Annotated in this window: 13 protein-coding genes and 1 pseudogene; 8 read left to right on the top strand and 6 right to left on the bottom strand. The window is 68.9% G+C overall.

Annotated elements, in window-relative coordinates; translation table 11 throughout:
* Positions 1-1069: heparinase II/III-family protein (locus tag RMP08_RS03630; RefSeq protein ID WP_310467627.1), on the top strand; the 1069-nt coding region annotated here is incomplete at its 5' end.
* Between the two features lie 20 nt (positions 1070-1089).
* A complete protein-coding gene (purH, locus tag RMP08_RS03625; RefSeq protein WP_310467626.1) occupies positions 1090-2682 on the top strand; it encodes a bifunctional phosphoribosylaminoimidazolecarboxamide formyltransferase/IMP cyclohydrolase in 1593 nt (530 codons plus the stop codon).
* 33 nt (positions 2683-2715) lie between these two features.
* On the opposite strand, the pseudogene RMP08_RS03620 reads toward purH, so the two are convergent.
* Together RMP08_RS03620 and polA are read right to left on the bottom strand one after the other, a co-directional pair.
* Positions 2716-4288: pseudogene (locus RMP08_RS03620) on the bottom strand (lipopolysaccharide biosynthesis protein).
* Positions 4285-7104, bottom strand: a complete 2820-nt coding sequence (polA, locus tag RMP08_RS03615) for a DNA polymerase I (RefSeq protein WP_310467625.1) — start codon at positions 7102-7104, stop codon at positions 4285-4287. Before polA ends, RMP08_RS03620 begins: the two are co-directional and overlap by 4 nt.
* 115 nt (positions 7105-7219) lie before the next feature.
* Here polA and RMP08_RS03610 point away from each other — a divergent pair, with 115 nt between their 5' ends.
* Positions 7220-7645 carry a hypothetical protein gene (locus tag RMP08_RS03610; protein ID WP_310467624.1) on the top strand — a complete coding sequence of 142 codons (426 nt, stop codon included), beginning with the start codon at positions 7220-7222 and terminating at the stop codon, positions 7643-7645.
* Here RMP08_RS03610 and RMP08_RS03605 read toward each other — a convergent pair.
* Positions 7642-8355 (bottom strand): Crp/Fnr family transcriptional regulator, encoded by a 714-nt coding sequence (locus RMP08_RS03605; RefSeq protein ID WP_310467623.1) that lies wholly within the window; start codon positions 8353-8355, stop codon positions 7642-7644. The genes RMP08_RS03610 and RMP08_RS03605 overlap by 4 nt on opposite strands.
* A complete protein-coding gene (locus tag RMP08_RS03600) occupies positions 8355-9626 on the bottom strand; it encodes an MFS transporter (RefSeq protein ID WP_310467628.1) in 1272 nt (423 codons plus the stop codon). The genes RMP08_RS03605 and RMP08_RS03600 overlap by 1 nt, the downstream gene beginning before the upstream one ends.
* Positions 9627-9889: 263 nt before the next feature.
* Here RMP08_RS03600 and RMP08_RS03595 point away from each other — a divergent pair, with 263 nt between their 5' ends.
* Positions 9890-11083 (top strand): HWE histidine kinase domain-containing protein, encoded by a 1194-nt coding sequence (locus tag RMP08_RS03595; protein ID WP_310467622.1) that lies wholly within the window; start codon positions 9890-9892, stop codon positions 11081-11083.
* Here the strand turns inward: RMP08_RS03595 and nadB are convergent.
* Both nadB and RMP08_RS03585 read right to left on the bottom strand, forming a co-directional pair.
* A complete protein-coding gene (gene nadB / locus RMP08_RS03590; protein ID WP_310467621.1) occupies positions 11035-12615 on the bottom strand; it encodes an L-aspartate oxidase in 1581 nt (526 codons plus the stop codon). The two genes, RMP08_RS03595 and nadB, sit on opposite strands and share 49 nt — an antisense overlap.
* Positions 12612-13550 (bottom strand): ABC transporter ATP-binding protein, encoded by a 939-nt coding sequence (locus RMP08_RS03585; RefSeq protein ID WP_310467620.1) that lies wholly within the window; start codon positions 13548-13550, stop codon positions 12612-12614. Before RMP08_RS03585 ends, nadB begins: the two co-directional genes overlap by 4 nt.
* Before the next feature lie 112 nt (positions 13551-13662).
* Between RMP08_RS03585 and RMP08_RS03580 the strand changes: the two genes are divergently transcribed.
* From RMP08_RS03580 to RMP08_RS03565, 4 genes are read left to right on the top strand one after another with little or no spacing between them, the layout of a single operon-like run.
* Complete coding sequence (locus tag RMP08_RS03580) at positions 13663-14181, top strand: DUF4402 domain-containing protein (protein WP_310467619.1); 519 nt, start codon at positions 13663-13665, stop codon at positions 14179-14181.
* 46 nt (positions 14182-14227) lie between these two features.
* The gene (locus tag RMP08_RS03575; RefSeq protein ID WP_310467618.1) at positions 14228-14422 is read left to right on the top strand and encodes a zinc-finger domain-containing protein; all 195 of its coding nucleotides are present in this window, start codon (positions 14228-14230) and stop codon (positions 14420-14422) included.
* Positions 14419-15843: a metalloprotease TldD gene (gene tldD, locus RMP08_RS03570; RefSeq protein ID WP_310467617.1), complete on the top strand. Its 1425-nt coding sequence runs from the start codon at positions 14419-14421 to the stop codon at positions 15841-15843. The genes RMP08_RS03575 and tldD overlap by 4 nt, the downstream gene beginning before the upstream one ends.
* Positions 15840-16379, top strand: coding sequence for a DUF924 family protein (locus RMP08_RS03565; RefSeq protein ID WP_310467616.1), 540 nt, complete (start codon positions 15840-15842; stop codon positions 16377-16379). The genes tldD and RMP08_RS03565 overlap by 4 nt, the downstream gene beginning before the upstream one ends.
* Positions 16380-16383: the final 4 nt, after the last annotated feature.

Genomic DNA, 16383 nt, shown 5'->3' with positions numbered 1-16383 from the left:
GGGCGGCGTCCCGCGCGTGGCCCGCGGCGAGGCCGGTCTCGCCCGCGCGCTGGCCGCCGGCCAATTCGAGGACGGCGGGCTGGTCAGCCGCACGCCGCATGAGCAACTCGCCTTGGTCGACCGCCTCGGCCTGCTCCGCGCGGCCTATTTCGCCGCCAAGGAGACCCTCCCCGACAATTTCGAGGCCGCTGCCGCCGCTGCTTTGGCGGCGCTTCATGGCGTCACTTTGGGCGATGGCGCGCTGTCGTCGTGGCAAGGCGGCAACCCCGGCGACGCGGCGCGGGTCGGCGCGATCATCGACGGCTGCGGCCTGCGCGCGCGCCCGCTGCGGCAGGCGCGCGGCTGGGGCTACCAGCGGCTGTCCGCGCTCGGCACATTGGTGGTGCTCGACGCCGCCCCGCCGCCGCCGCCCAAAATGGCCCGCGCCGGCTGCGCCTCGACCCTCGCGCTCGAGCTCGCCGACGGCGCGCAGCGGCTGGTGGTCAATTGCGGCGGCCCCGGCGCGCTGCCGTCGGGCCTGTCGCCCGAGCTGGTCGAGGCGCTGCGCACCACCGCCGCGCACAGCACCCTGATCCTCGCCGACACCAATTCGACCGCGATCCTCCCCGACGGTTCGCTCGGCAAGGGAGTCGATGACGTCACCCTCGATCGCCGCGAGGACGACGATTGCAGCCGCATCGAGGCCGCGCATTCGGGCTATGTCCGCGCCTTCGGCCTGACCCACAAGCGCAGCCTGATGCTCGGTAACGACGGCAAGGAATTGCGCGGCGCCGACCAATTGCTGCCCAAGGGCCGCCGCCGCATCCGCGACGCGGTGCCGTTCGCCATCCGCTTCCACCTCGCCGCCGGGGTCGAAGCGACTTTGACCGCCGACGGGATGGGCGCGATCCTCCGCTCGCCCGCCGCGCCGCCGTGGAATTTCCGCTGCCGCGGCGCCATGCTGACGATCGAGGAAAGCCTCGTCGTCGATGGCCGTGGCAATCCCGTGCCGACCATCCAGCTGGTCGCCGGCGGCGAAGTCGCGGCGTTGGGCGGCGAGGTCGCGTGGCAGTTCCGCCGCTCCAGTTGAAGACGCAAGAAGGACCAATGATGACCGACCGCGTGCCCGTCACCAGGGCGCTGATTTCACTGTCCGACAGGGCCGGGCTCGACCGCCTCGCCGCCGGCCTCGCGCGCCACAATGTCGAATTGGTGTCGACCGGCGGCACCGCCGCCAAGCTGCGCGAGCTCGGCCACGAAGTGCGCGACATCTCCGACCTCACCGGCTTTCCCGAAATGATGGATGGCCGGGTCAAGACGCTCCACCCCAAGGTCCACGGCGGGCTCCTCGGCGTGCGCGACGACCCCGCCCACGCCGCCGCCATGGCCGGGCATGACATCGCCCCGATCGACCTCGTGGTGGTCAACCTCTACCCGTTCCTTGACACTGTGATGAGCAGCGCCGACCGCCCGGCGATCATCGAGAACATCGACATCGGCGGCCCCTCGATGGTCCGCTCGGCAGCCAAGAACCACGCGTTCGTCGCCTGCGTCACCGAACCCGCCGATTACGATTCCCTGCTGGCCGAACTCGACGCCAATGACGGCGCGACCACGCTGACCTTGCGGAAACGGCTCGCGGCCAAAGCCTATGCGCTGACTGCGGCTTATGATTCGACCATCTCGCAATGGTTCGCCTTCGCCGACCAAAGCGAACGCTTCCCGGCGAGCTGGAGCTTCGCCTCGACGCTCAAGATGCCGCTGCGCTACGGCGAGAACCCCCACCAGCGCGCCGCGCTGTACGTCCCTGTCGGCCCGCAGGCGCCCGGCATTGCGCAGGCTGAGCAGGTCCAGGGCAAGGAGCTCAGCTACAACAATCTCAACGACGCAGGGGCCGCGCTCGAGCTGGCCGCCGAGTTCCGCGACGGCCCGCCGACGGTGGTCATCGTCAAGCACGCCAACCCGTGCGGCGTCGCCAGCGCCGAAACCCTTGCCGAGGCGTGGGCGGCCGCGCTGGCGTGCGACAGCGTCTCTGCGTTCGGCGGCATCGTCGCGGTCAATCGGCCGCTCGACGGCGCCACCGCCGCGGCGATCTCGGAGATCTTCACCGAGGTCGTGGTCGCCCCCGACGCCGATGCCGAGGCGCGCGCAATCTTCGCCAAAAAGAAGAATTTGCGGCTGCTGCTCACCGGCCAATTGCCCGATCCATCACGCGGCGGGCAAACCCTCGCGGTGATCGCCGGCGGCCTCCTCGTGCAGGACCGCGATAACGGCCATGTCACCCGCGACCAGTTGAAATGCGTCACCAAGCGCCAGCCCACCGAGCAGGAGGTCGCCGACTGCCTGTTCGCCTGGACCGTCGCCAAGCACGTCAAGTCGAACGCCATCGTTTACGCCAAGGATGGCGCCACCGCCGGCATCGGCGCGGGCCAGATGAACCGCCGCGATTCGGCGCGCATCGCCGCCGCCAAGGCCAAGGAAGCGGCCGAGACGATGGGTTGGCCCGAGCCGCGCACGATTGGTTCAGCTGTTGCGTCCGACGCCTTTTTCCCGTTCGCCGACGGCCTCCTCGCGGCGGTCGAGGCGGGCGCCACCGCGGTGATCCAGCCCGGCGGCTCGATCCGCGACGACGAAGTCATCGCCGCGGCGGACGCCGCCGGCCTGACCATGCTGTTCACCGGCATGCGCCACTTCCGCCACTAACCCCAGCCCCTTGAGGGGCGGGGAAGAGCCGCGTCAGCGGCGAAGGGGCGGGGCAGTCGGGGGAGACCCGCGCGGCGTTTCAACGTGCGCTTCGTCCGCCTCAACCTCGCCCAATTCCTCGATGTCCGCTTTGCGCATGCGGAACAGCTCGCGGTCCTCGGCCTTGAAGCCGCGCGTCCACAGCACCGCGCCGAACGCCACCAGGATCGCCGGGATGCCGAATGCCAGCTCGGCCCATTCGGGCAGCAGGATCATGATCTCGCCGACCACCACCGCCGCGATCGCCGCCCACACCAGCGGCCAGCGCCAGCCCGAGACGCGGCCGCCGAGCAGCTTGCGCAACAGCAAGGACTTGGTGATCGCGGCGAACGCCAGCGCCAGCAACAAGGCGATCGCCGGGCCGGTCGCCTGCCACATCGTCGGCAGCTCCATCCGCCGCATGACCAGGATCAGCGCCACCGCCAGCCCCGCCTCCAGCGCCAGCATCGCCAGGCTCAGCATCATGTTGCGGTGGCGCGCGATGTAGATCAGCGCCGCCTCGCTGACTGCCGCCATCGCCGCCACTACCTCGGCGGCGAGCAGCACCGCGAGCGCCGCGGTGCCGGCGACGAACGCCGGGCCGACCAGCCCCATCACCCCCTCGCCGGGGATGCCGAGCGCGAGCGCGACGCCGAGCTGCGCGGCAATCACCCAGAAACCGACCTGGCGCACCTGCTGGGCGACCGCTTGCTTGTCGCCGGCGGCGAGGTTGCGCGCGATCACCGGGCCGAGGATCGGGTCGAAGCTGGTCTTCAGCTTGGACGGCAGCGAGGCGACGTTCTGCGCGACGTAGTAGATGCCGACGATGGCCGGCGAGAAGAACAGGCCGAGCACCGCGATGTCGACCCGCCGCGAGCCCCATTCGACCGCGTCGGCGGCAGCGACGGGCACGCTGCGCCGCGCCATCCGCCACAGCGTCGCGGGGTCGGGGTTCCACTCGCGCGGCACGCCGTAGGACTTCAAGAACGGGATGATCGAGGCGATCAGCGCGCCTATCATCGACAGCGCATAAGCGAGGATCAGCCCGTCGCGCTTGGAGAAATAGGCCAGCGCAAATGCGGCAATGCTGATCGTCCACGGCTCGACGACAGATCGTGCGCGCACTGTTGCACCGATGTCGTGGCGATAGGCCAAAGCGGCGAGCATCACGTCCGACCACGCCAGCGCGATCACCGCCACCGGCAGCAGCCACTCGAGCCCGTGGATCTCGCTGTTGGGGAACATCGCCTGCGGGAACAGGAACAGCAGCCCCATGCACAGCGCCGAGCCGATCGCCGACCAGCAACGCGTCGTAGACGATGCACACGTGCGGCTTGTCGGTGTGGGCGAGTTGCTGCGCCAGCCCGCGCTTCAACCCGAGCGTCGCCAGCTGCGCCGCGAACTCGACAATCAGGACGGCATAAGCGAACCGCCCCAACGCCTCGGCGCCGTACATCCGCCCGGCAATGAACAGGAACGGCAGCCGCGCGGCGAGCCTGAGCACGAACCCGAAGAAATTGATTCGTCCGCCGCGGGCCAGAGCCGCGAGGTCAGCCGACGGCGGCGGCGGCTCGACTTCCGGCTTCAATGCGCGGCGCCCCAGTTGGCGCCCGAGCCGACCTCGACATCGAGCGGCACGTCGAGCGTCTGCGCCGGCTCGGCGGCCTCGCCCATCACCCGCCGGATCACCGCTGCGGCCTCCTCCTCGCGCCCGTCGGGCACCTCAAACACCAGTTCGTCGTGGACCTGGAGCAGCATCCGCACGCCGTCGAGCCCGGCCTCGTCGAGCGCCGCGTCCATCCGCGCCATCGCGCGCTTGATGAGGTCGGCGCTGGTGCCCTGGATCGGCGCGTTGATCGCCGCGCGCTCGCTGCCCTGCCGCAAATTCTGCTGGCGGCTGCCGATGTTGGGGAAATGCGTTTTCCGCCCGAACAGGGTGCGCGTAAACCCGTTCTCACGGGCGAAGGTCAGCGTCTGCGCGATGTAATTGCGGATGCCGGGGAAGCGCTCGAAATAGCGGTCGATGATCGCTTGGCCTTCGTCCTTCGAGACCCCGAGCCGGCCCGCCAATCCCCACGACGAAATGCCGTAAAGGATGGCGAAATTGATCGTCTTGGCCTTGTTGCGATTGTCGCGGTCGTCCGAGCCGAATAGCTCGATCGCGGTCAGATTGTGGATGTCGGCCTTGTCGCGGAACGCCTGCTTCAAGGCCGGCACGTCGGCCATGTGCGCCGCCAGCCGCAATTCGATCTGGCTGTAGTCGGCGCTCATCAGCACATGCCCCGGCTCGGCCACGAAGGCGTCGCGGATCTTGCGCCCGATCTCGGTGCGGATCGGGATGTTCTGCAAATTGGGGTCGGTCGAGGACAAGCGCCCGGTCTGCGCCACGGCCAGGCTGAAGCTGGTGTGGACGCGGCCGGTCTCGGGGTTGATCTGCGCCTGTAGAGCGTCGGTGTAGGTCGATTTGAGTTTCGACAATTGCCGCCAGTCGAGCACAAGCCGCGCCGCGTCGACCCCCTCGGCGGCGAGTCGCTCGAGTTCGGTGACGTCGGTTGAATAAGTCCCGCTCTTGCCCTTGCGCCCGCCCTTCAAACCAAGCCGGTCGTACAGCACCGCGCCAAGCTGCTGCGGGCTGCCGATGGTGAACGGGCCGCCCGCCGCCTCGTACACCCGCCCCTCGAGCGCCACGATCTCGGTCGCGAACTCGCCCGACAATTTGGCCAGATACTCGCGGTCGACCTTGACCCCGCGCCGCTCCATCCGCCCAATCACTGGCACCAGCGGCCGGTCGACCCGCTCGTACACCTGCGCCGAGCCCTCGGCGACAATGCGCGGTTTCAACCGCTGCCACAGCCTGAGCGTGATGTCGGCATCCTCAGCGGCATATTCGGTCGCCTGGGGTAGCGGCACATGGTCGAAGGTGATCTGCTTGGCGCCGGTCCCGCACAGCGCCTTGAACGGGATGCACTCGTGCTCGAAGTGCAATTTGGCGAGCTCGTCCATGCCGTGGTTGTGGCGCCCCGCGTCGAGCGCGAAGCTGAGCAGCATGGTATCGTCGAACGGCGCGACCTCGATGTCGGCCTTGGCGAAGATCACCCAGTCGTATTTCAGATTGTGCCCGATCTTGAGCACCGCCGGGTCCTCGAGCAGCGGCTTGAGCTTGGCCAGCACGAGATCCTTCGCCAACTGGCTCGGCGCGTCCGAATACAAGTCGGCGCCGCTGTGCCCGACGGGGATGTAGCAGGCGCGGTTGGGCGCGGTCGCCAGGCTGATCCCGACCAGCCGCGCGATCACGCAATCGATGCAGTCGGTCTCGGTGTCGACCGCGACATAGCCCTGGGCCCGGGCCTCGGCGATCCAGCCGTCGAGCGCCGCCTCGTCGGTGACCGTCTCATACGCCGAGCGATCGACCGCGATGCTCTCGGCGATGGGCGCCGCGGCAGGCCGGTCCATTGCCGCCATGACGCCATTGATCCCGCCCCCGCTCGAGCTGCGCGCGGCGGGCGCGCCGCCGCCGCCGACCATCCGGGCGAGCAGCGTCTTGAACCCTTGCTCCTCGAGGAATTCCTTCAACGGCTGCGGCGGGATGCCCTTCAACGCGAGGTCGGCGAGCGGCTCGGGCAGCGGCGCGTCGCACACCAGCCGCACCAGCTCGCGCGACAGACGCGCATTGTCGGCATGCTCGATCAGGTTCTGCTTAAGCTTGGGCTTGGTAATCGCGTCGGTCCCCGCGAGCACCGCTTCGAGGCTGCCGAACTGCTGGATCAGCAATGTCGCGGTTTTCGGCCCGACCCCCGGCACCCCCGGCACATTGTCGACGCTGTCGCCCATCAGCGCGAGCACGTCCCCGACCAGCCCGGGCCCGACCCCGAACTTGTCGTTGACATAGGCCTCGTCGATGCGGCGGTCGTTCATGGTGTCGAGCATGTCGACCGCGCCGTCCTCGACCAATTGCATCAGGTCCTTGTCCGAGCTGACGATCGTCACCCGCCACCCCGCATTTTTGGCCGCGGTGACGTAGCAGGCGATGATATCGTCGGCCTCGAGACCTTCTTCCTCGATGCACGGAATCGAAAAAGCGCGCGTCGCAGTGCGGATCAGCGGGAATTGCGACACCAGATCGTCGGGCGGCGGCGGGCGGTGCGCCTTGTACTGGTCGTACATCGCGTTGCGGAAGGTCGATTCCGACTTGTCGAGGATGACCGCCATGTGGGTCGGCCCGTCGGCCTTCTCGAGCCCGTCGGCGAGCTTCCACAGCATCGCGGTATAGCCGTACACCGCCCCCGCCGGCTGGCCGTGGCGGTTGGTCAGCGGCGGCAGCCGGTGATAGGCGCGGAAGATATAGCTCGACCCGTCGACCAGGTAGAGATGGGGGGTGGCGGGGGAATCCTGGGCGTCCGGCATGTCGGGGCGGTTTAGCAGGGTAGCGGCGCGATGCCAGCGCGCGGCGCATTTGACATCCGTCAATGCGGCGACCGACTCCGCGCCCTAATCCGGTCCGCGAACAAAGGAGTTCGCGATGACCACCATGCTTCCTTCCCACACCCTGCTCGCCCGCGACGAGATCGTCGCCGCGCCGGTCCTGCGCGCGTGCGACGACCGCACGTTCGAGCTGCCCCCGGTCCTCCATGTTGCCACCGCGACGCTATTCCTCGGCTTCGTCGGCGTGCTCTCCTTCGCCTTCCGCAATCCCGAGCTGGCGGTGCCGTTCGGGGTGTTCGTCGCGTTCATCGTCGCCTTTTTCACCGTTCCCGGCCTGTGGGCGCGGATGAACCCGGCCGAAACCCGCACGCCGGCGCTCGGCTGGTCGGAGTTCATGGAACACGGCATTGCCACCGCCACCGGCCGCTGCGGCGGGCGCGAGGCGGCCACCTTGGTCCTGCTGCTGCCATTCCTGATCCTGTGCTGGGCGATCTCGGTCGCGCTCATCGCGGCGCTGATCTAGACGGCAATCCCCTCGAGCCGCGCGGCGTCCGCCAAACGGATGCCGCGCGCTCCGCTGCGCTCGATCAGCCCGGCGCGCTCGAGCGCGGTGAACTGCCGGCTGACCGTCTCGATCGTCAGCCCGAGCATCCCGGCGATCTCACCGCGGCTCAGCGGTAGCTCGAACTCCCCCGCCGCGTGGCATGGCGATGTGCTCGCCGCCTGCGCCATCGCCAGCAGGAACCCGGCAACCCGCTGCTTCGCGGTGCGCCGGCTCATCAGGTCGATCATCGACCGGCTCGCGAACAGATCCTCGGCCGAGCGCCGCAGCAGCGCCCGTCCCAGCGCCGGAAAACGCTCGACCGCCGCTTCATAGCTGTGACCGGGAAACACGCACAGCCGGCTGTCGGTCAGCGCCACCACGTCATGCCGCGCGACCGGCGCGAACATCTCGCCGACGAACCCCGCCGGGTGGACCAGGCTCAAGATGCGCTCGGTGCCGTCGGCGCCGAAGCTGCCGATCTTGAGCGCGCCCGAAATCAGCGTCGCGCAGGCGAAGTTTTTGTCCCCGCTGGCGAACAGGGTCTCGCCGCGCTTGAGCGTGCGGTGGTGCCCGAGCCGCGCCAAATCGTCGCGCTCGTCCCCGCTCAGCGCCGAGCACGCCGCGCGGTCGCGCACCGGGCACGCCGCGCACGCCAGCGGGCCGGTCGACGCGGGGTTTGTTCTGGCCATCACCGGCGCGGTTTAGCAGCCTCGGGCGGCATATGCAGCACCGTCCGTCGCGGCCGCGTTTCGGGCATCGTCAGCAGCACCGGCAGCACCGCCAGCGCGACCACTGCGATCATTACCCCGGGCACGATCGGCGCGCCGGTGCGCTCGATCAGCACCTGCGCCAGCCACGGGGTCAGGCCGCCGAATATGGCGGTGGCGGTGGTCGCGCCCAGCGCCAGCCCGGTCAGCCGCCCCTCGCCCGCGAACTGCTCGGCCGTCGCCACCGCCCCGACCGCGCTGACCCCCCCGGCAACCCCGGCGAGGATCACCGCCCCGAGCAAGGCGTCGTTCGATGCGCCGCCCGCCATCAGCGAGAACATGGTCACCGGCAGCACCGCGCTGAGCACCGCCAGCCCCGCCAGCACGCCCTTCCGCCCAACTTGGTCGGACAGCGCTCCGACGACAGGCGTCACCGCGATCACCACCACCGCCGCGATCGTCGACAGCCACAGCGATTGGCTTTCCGCCATCGATCCCACCGAGGTCAGGAATGCCGGCACATAGGTGATCCCGACGTAATAAGTAATCGAGCCCAGCGCCGAGATCGCGAAGCCGCGCATAATCCCGGCGCGGTGGTGGGTCAGCGCGTGACGCAGCGGGTGCGTGGGGATCGTCGACTGCGCCCGCTGCCGCTCGAAGTCGGGCGATTCTTCCATTGCCGCGCGGGCGACCCACACCGTCACCGCCAGCCCAGCGCCGACCAGGAACGGGATGCGCCAGCCCCATGCGTCCAAATCCGCCCCGCTCAGCGCGCTGACCGTGATCGCCGACACCGCTACCGCGAGCAACGCGCCGACCTCGCTCGCCGCCGCCGCCAGCGAGGTGATCAACCCGCGCCGCTCGGCCCGTGCGCCCTCGAGCAGATAGGCGACCACCCCGGTATATTCGCCGCCGACCGCGAACCCCATCACGCAGCGCAGCGCCAGCAGCGCCCACCCCGCGGCGGGGCCGATCGCGTCGCGCGTCGGCAGCAAGGCGATGGTGAGCATCGCCGCCGACATCAGCGCCACCGACAGCAGCAGGGTCCGCCGCCGCCCGTAACGGTCGCCGATATGGCCGAAGAACAATGCGCCGAGCGGGCGCATCAGATACGCCACCGCGAACCCCGCCAGCGTCGTCGCCAACGACCCCTCGCCGCCACCGAAAAACACCCGCGACAGGACAGTGGCGAAGTACAGATACAACGTGAAATCGTACCACTCGACGACCGTCGAGAACCCAGCGATCGCCATCGACCCGCGCGACACCGGGCGATCGTGCGGGTGCGGTTCGGCGGCCCTTGCGCCGGCGTCGATATTGGGCGGGCTCGACATCCGCCTTGCTTAGCAGTGCGGCGGCATGAGGAAAGCCGGCCGGGTGCGGCGGGCGCGCCGGTGGGCCCGACACAACGACAACGCCCGAATCTTCACGTCGTTCATGTCACTGTAATCAAAGGGAAACTTATTTTCCAATGCGTCGTTAGTGCAGCCGTATGAAACGACAACAGGGAATTGACGTGCCTATCGACCAGCCCTCGTTCGCCCGCCGGGTCTCCGACGAGCGCGCTGAACTGCTGGTCCAGGCGATTGAGACGCTCGCCGGCGCTGCGGGCATGGACGACGTCGTCGCGACGCTGCGCAACACCGCGCGGCGGCTGATCGGCGCCGACGGCATCGCCGTCATCCTGCGCGAAGGCGAGCAGTGCTGGTACGTCGAGGAAGACGCCATGGGGCCGTTGTGGAAGGGCCACAAATTCCCGCTCGCCTCGTGCATCAGCGGCTGGGCCATGCTGCACCGCGAGACGGTCGTCATCGAGGACATCCGGCACGACCCGCGGATCCCGCAGGAGCTCTACCTCGACACCTTCGTCCGCAGCATGCTGATGGTGCCGGTCCGCTCGGCCGACCCGATCGGGGCGATCGGCGCCTATTGGAGCGAAACCTACCGCGCCTCCGACGACCAGGTCGAGATGCTCGAGCGGCTCGCCCGCGCGACCGCCACCGCGATGGAAAACGTCCGGCTGATCGCGGCATTGTCCAAGGCGCTGGATGACGCCGAGCTGGCGCGCGACGAGCTCAAGCACCGCGTCAAGAACGCCTTCACCGCGGCGCAGGCGCTGGCCAGCCTGACCTTGCCTCAGGAGCACCATCGCGCGCTCAATTCGCGCATCGCGGCGCTCGCCCGCGCCCATGACCTGCTCGACGAGAAACTGGCCGCGCAGGAATCGATCACGCTGTCGGAGCTGATCGCGGCGGAGCTCGAGCCCTACGCCACCGACAGCCCCGGCCGGCTACAGCTTGATGGCGAGCACATCGAGCTGGGCAGCGCGCAGGCCGTTGCCCTCGGGCTGGTGGTCAACGAGCTCGCCACCAACGCGCTCAAATACGGCGCGCTGTCGACGCCGAGCGGCCGCCTCGACGTGGCGTGGCGGCGCGACGAGGATAAGGTCGTGGTGACCTGGCGCGAGGCGGACGGACCCGAGGTCCGCGCCTCGGCGATGGAGAATTTCGGCTCGCGACTGTTGCGGCGGCTGGTCGAGGGCCAGCTGCGCGGCACGGTTCGCCGCGAGCTCGGATCGCTCGGCGTCACCTGCATCCTCGAATTTCCGTTGGCGAAGATCGCCGCTCCGGCGCCGGTCGGTGGCGCCGGACCGGCGGACAGTCACGGCACCAGCACGGTGTCGACCGCTTCGGGCAGCAGCGCGGGGTAATCCAGCGTGTAATGGAGCCCGCGGCTTTCGTGGCGGGCGAGCGCGCAGCGCACGATGAGGTCGGCCACCTCGACCAGGTTGCGCAGCTCGATCAGGTCGGGGGTGACGCGGAAATTCCGGTAATAATCGGCGACTTCGGCGCGCAGCATGTCGATCCGCCGCTTGGCCCGTTCGAGCCGCTTCGTGGTGCGTACGATGCCGACGAAATTCCACATGAAGCGGCGGATTTCCCCCCAGATCTGCTGGATGACGACCTCCTCGTCGCTGTCGCTAACGCGGCTTTCGTCCCACGCCTGTATTTCGGGCGGGTCCCCCAGCTCGCCCCAGCGGGCGAGGATGTCGCGCGCCGCCGCCTCGCCGAACACGACGCATTCCAGCAGCGAGTTGGAGGCCAGGCGGTTGGCGCCGTGGAGACCCGACTGGGTCACTTCGCCGGCGGCATACAGCCCCGCCGCGTCGGTCCGGCCGGCCAAATCGACCATCACTCCGCCGCAGGTGTAATGCTGCGCCGGCACCACCGGGATCGGCTGCACCGTGATGTCGATGCCGAGCTCGAGCAGCCGCTCGTGGATGTTGGGGAAGTGCGCGCGGACGAACTCGGGCTCGCGGTGCGAGATGTCGAGGTGGACGAAATCGAGCCCGTCGCGCTTGATTTCATTGTCGATCGCGCGGGCGACGATGTCGCGCGGGGCGAGCTCGGCGCGCTCGTCATAGTCGGGCATGAAGCGCCGCCCCGATTTGGGGTTGATCAGCAGCCCGCCTTCGCCGCGCACCGCTTCGGTGATCAGGAAGTTCTTGACGCTGAGATTGTACAGGCAGGTCGGGTGGAACTGCATGAACTCCATGTTTGAGATGCGGCAGCCGGCGCGCCACGCCATCGCGATGCCGTCGCCGGTCGCCCCGCGCGGCGCGGTCGAATACAAATACGCGCGCCCGGCGCCGCCGCTGGCGAGAATCGTCGCGCGCGCGGTCAGCGTCTCCACTCGCTTGGTCTCGCGGCTGTAAGCGTACAGCCCGTGGATCGCGCCGCTAGTCGAGAACTGCGCCGCATGGCGCCCGCTGATGAGGTCGATCGCGACCATGTCGGGCAGCAAGGTGATGTTGGGATTGGCCGCCGCCGCGGTCTCCAGCGCCTGCTGCACCGCGCGCCCGGTGGCGTCGGCGACATGGACGATCCGTCGGTGGCTATGGCCGCCCTCGCGGGTCAGATGCAGCACGCCGCCTTCCTCCGCGAACGGCACGCCCAATTCGACCAGCCGCGCGATCGCCGCCGGCGCCGCGCCGACGACATGCTCGACCACCGCCAGATCGTTGAGCCCGGCCCCGGCGGTCATGGTGTCGCGGACATGCGCCTCGAAGCTGTCGCCTTCCTCGAGCACCGCAGCGATTCCGCCCTGCGCCCACCCCGTCGCGCCTTCACCCAGCGCGCCCTTGGCGATCACCCCGACTTTGCGCGTCTCGGCCAAATTGAGCGCCGCCGACAGCCCCGCCGCGCCCGAACCGACGATCAGCACGTCGAACGCGCCGCTCATGCCGCCTGGTCTTCGCGGGTCAGGCTCAGGAACACGTCCTCCAGATCGGGGTCGCGGGTCGAGACGTCGACGATTGCCAGCCCCTCGGCGGCCAGCGCCGCAAGCACTTCGCCCGCGTTGACGCGGTCCTTGCGGTAGGTGATCTCGAGCGTGCGCTCGTCGAGCAACGCGATGTTGGCGAAGCACGCATTGGTCGGCACCTTGGCGATGTCATGGCCGAACGTCACCACCACCGACTTGTCGTGTGCCTTGGCGATCAATTCTCGCGTCGGCTCATTGGCGATCAAACGGCCGTGGTTGATGATCGCGATGCGGTCGCACAATTGCTCGGCTTCCTCGAGGTAATGGGTGGTCAGCACCACCGTCACGCCCTGCTCGTTGAGCTCGCGGACATAGCCCCACAATTGCTTGCGCAGCTCGATGTCGACCCCCGCGGTGGGCTCGTCGAGGACCAGGATCGGCGGCGAATGGACCATCGCCTTGGCCACCAGCAACCGCCGCTTCATGCCGCCGGACAAGGTGCGCGCATAGGCGCCGGCCTTGTCGGTCAGATGCATCGCGGCGAGCAACGCGTCGCTCTGCCGCTCGGCCGCGGGGATACCGTACAGCCCGGCCTGGATCTCGAGCGCCTCGCGCGGGGTGAAGAATGGGTCGAACAATATTTCCTGCGGCACGATTCCGATCGCGCGCTTGGCGTTGCGCGGATGGGCGTCGATGTCGAACCCCCACACCGTGGCGCTGCCGCTGGTCTTCCTTACCAGCCCGGCAAGGATGTTGATTAGCGTCGACTTGCCCGCGCCATTGGGGCCGAGCAGCCCGAAAATCTGCCCGCGGGGCACGTCGAAGCTGACCGCGTCGAGCGCGCGCTTGCCCCCGGCGTAGGTCTTCGACAGCGCGTCGATGCGGATCGCGGGCGCGGGCTCGGGGTCGCTCATCGGCCCCCGCATAGGCAGCGCCCGCGACAGCGACAAGCCGCCCATCCTAACGCCGCCTTAACCATGATCGGTAGATGCATGTTGAACTTGAATGCCTAACGCGGGCGCACAGATGTCTGGGTTTTCCCTCTTCCGCGGCGCGCTGGCGCTGGCGGCGCTGCTGGCGCCGTCGCTGACCCATGCCGCCCCGGTTTCGCCCACCCGCAACGCCACCGCGACGGTCGAGATTGCCACCTCGGCCACCATCCGCAAGATCGAAGACCTCAACTTCGCGATGCTGACGGTGACCACCGCCGGCCCCGCGGTGGTCAATCCCAACACCGACACCATGACCACCACCGGCGGCGTGATCCATGCCGGCGGCGTGCCCTATGCCGCGCTGTTCGAGGCGATCAGTCCGAGCAAGAACGTGGTCATCATCCGCATCCCGCGAATTCCCACCACCGTCACCCGAGTCGGCGGCACCGAGACGATGCGCGTCGACACCTGGACGCTGAGCGGCAGCGCCAACCGCAACGTGGTCGCCAGGGAGCCTTTCCAGTTCAAGATCGGCGGCACCCTCCACGTCAACACCAACCAGGCCGAGGGAACCTATCTCGGCACCTTCCTGGTCGAGATTCAGTTCCCCTGACCCGGCTCGATTGAAGCGCGCCTCGCCGGTTGCTAGGGCGGGAGCCATGGACATCCCCCCGCCCGAAACCATCCGCGTCACCTCGCCCGCCGTCGCCTGCGACGGCTCGGGCGAAGTCGCCCCCGCGCTCGGCCATCCGCGCGTCTACCTGCGCATCGACCCCGAACTGGGCTTTGTCGAATGCGGCTATTGCGACCGCCGCTTCGTGCTCGAGGGCGGCCCCGCCGATATGCCGGCATGAGCGCCGACCCGCGCCGCTTCCTCTACCGTGACGGCGCGCTCGACCGCGACGACACCCAGCGCCTCGCCGCGCGCCACCTCGGCGCCTGCGACGACGGCGAGCTCTATTTGCAATACCAGGCGAGCGAGGCGTTCGGGTTCGACGACGGCCGCCTCAAGACCGCCGATTTCCACACCGCCACGGGGTTCGGCCTGCGCGGGGTCAGCGGCGAGACCACCGCCTTTGCCCACGCCAACGAGATCAGCGCCGCCGCCATCGAGCGCGCCGCCGCCACCCTCCAATTGCTCGACCCCGCGCGCGGCCCGCATGCCGCTCCCCCGCCGCGCACCAACCAGGCGATGTACGGCGCCGACGACCCGCTGTCGCTGATCCCGTTCGCCGACAAGGTCGCGCTGTGCCAGCGCATCGACGCCGCCGCGCGCGCCCGCGATCCCCGCGTCGCCCAGGTCAGCGTGGCTTTGCTCGGCAGCTGGAGCGTGATCGACATTGTCCGCGCCGACGGCTTCGTCGCTTCCGACGTGCGCCCGCTGGTCCGGCTCAACGTCGAGATCGTCGCCGCCTCGGGCGACCGCCGCGAAAGCGGCTTCCACGGCCTCGGCGGGCGCTACCTCTACGACCGCCTGTTCGACGAGACAGTGTGGGGCCGCGCGATCGACATCGCGCTCGCCCAGGCGCTGGTTAATCTCGAGTCGGTCGCCGCGCCCGCCGGCGAGATGCAGGTCGTGCTCGGACCCGGCTGGCCCGGCGTGCTGCTCCACGAGGCGATCGGCCACGGCCTCGAGGGCGACTTCAACCGCAAGGGCACCTCGGCTTTCTCCGGCCGCATCGGCCAGCGCGTCGCCGCGCCCGGCGTGACCGTGATCGACGAAGGGGCGATCGGCGAGCGCCGCGGCTCGCTGACCATCGACGACGAAGGAACCCCGACCGGCCGCACCGTGCTGATCGAGGACGGCATCTTGAAAGGCTATCTGCAGGACCGCCTCAACGCGCGCCTGATGGGCATGGCGCCCACCGGCAACGGGCGCCGCGAAAGCTTCGCGCATGCCCCGATGCCGCGTATGACCAACACCTTCATGCTTGGCGGCAATGACGACCCCGCCGAGCTTGTGAGCCGCGTCAAGAACGGCATTTACGCCAAAAGCTTCGGCGGCGGGCAGGTCGATATCACATCCGGAAAATTCGTCTTCTCGTGCACCGAGGCGTACAAGATCGAGAACGGCAAACTGGGCGTCCCGATCAAGGGCGCGACATTGATCGGCGACGGCCCGACCGTGCTGACCCGCGTCAAGGGAATCGGCAACGACCTCGCGCTCGACGAGGGCGTCGGGATCTGCGGCAAGGGCGGCCAGTCGGTGCCTGCCGGGGTTGGCCAGCCGACCCTGCTGATCGACGGTTTGACGGTCGGCGGAACCGCTGCGTGAGCGACGGCTGGCGCGGCGACGTCCTCAAATTCTGGTTTTCTTTACCGCCCGAGCGGTGGTGGCAGGCCGATCCCGCGTTCGACGACGATATCCGCCGCCGCTTCCTCAAGCACTGGACCGAGCAGCGCCGGCTCCCCGCCGACCGCTTCCTCGATCACCCGCTGACCGCGCTCGCGGCGGTGATCCTGTTCGACCAGTTTCCGCGCAACATGTTTCGTGGGGTCGCCGAGCAATTCGCCACCGACCATCTCGCGCTGGCGATTGCGCGCGGCGCGGTCGACCGCGGCTTCGACGACCAGCTTGAGCGCCAAGAGAAGGGCTTTCTCTACATGCCGTTCGAGCACAGCGAAGCGCTGCCCGACCAGCAACGCTCGCTCTTGTTGTTCACTGTGCTGGGCGACGATTATCTGCTCGGCTTCGCGCAAAAGCACCACGACGTGATCGCTCGTTTCGGCCGCTTCCCCCACCGCAACACCATGCTCGGCCGCACCCCGCGCCCCGAAGAAGTCGCCGCCGGAGATGTGGTGCCCTGGTAACTCA

It is taken from the genome of Sphingomonas sp., assembly GCF_031426035.1.
Taxonomy (GTDB): domain Bacteria; phylum Pseudomonadota; class Alphaproteobacteria; order Sphingomonadales; family Sphingomonadaceae; genus Sphingomicrobium.
The sequence above is the reverse complement of the archived record's forward strand: the minus strand, read 5'-3'. Positions and strand labels throughout refer to the sequence as shown.

Bases quoted from the DNA above. Each gene is read 5' to 3' on its own strand.
- RMP08_RS03610 (WP_310467624.1), top strand. From the start codon at position 7,220: ATGACCACCATGCTTCCTTCCCACACCCTGCTCGCCCGCGACGAGATC.
- polA (WP_310467625.1), bottom strand. From the start codon at position 7,104: ATGCCGGACGCCCAGGATTCCCCCGCCACCCCCCATCTCTACCTGGTC.
- tldD (WP_310467617.1), top strand. From the start codon at position 14,419: ATGAGCGCCGACCCGCGCCGCTTCCTCTACCGTGACGGCGCGCTCGAC.
- nadB (WP_310467621.1), bottom strand. From the start codon at position 12,615: ATGAGCGGCGCGTTCGACGTGCTGATCGTCGGTTCGGGCGCGGCGGGG.
- RMP08_RS03600 (WP_310467628.1), bottom strand. From the start codon at position 9,626: ATGGCGATCGCTGGGTTCTCGACGGTCGTCGAGTGGTACGATTTCACG.
- RMP08_RS03605 (WP_310467623.1), bottom strand. From the start codon at position 8,355: ATGGCCAGAACAAACCCCGCGTCGACCGGCCCGCTGGCGTGCGCGGCG.
- RMP08_RS03585 (WP_310467620.1), bottom strand. From the start codon at position 13,550: ATGAGCGACCCCGAGCCCGCGCCCGCGATCCGCATCGACGCGCTGTCG.
- purH (WP_310467626.1), top strand. From the start codon at position 1,090: ATGACCGACCGCGTGCCCGTCACCAGGGCGCTGATTTCACTGTCCGAC.
- RMP08_RS03575 (WP_310467618.1), top strand. From the start codon at position 14,228: ATGGACATCCCCCCGCCCGAAACCATCCGCGTCACCTCGCCCGCCGTC.
- RMP08_RS03580 (WP_310467619.1), top strand. From the start codon at position 13,663: ATGTCTGGGTTTTCCCTCTTCCGCGGCGCGCTGGCGCTGGCGGCGCTG.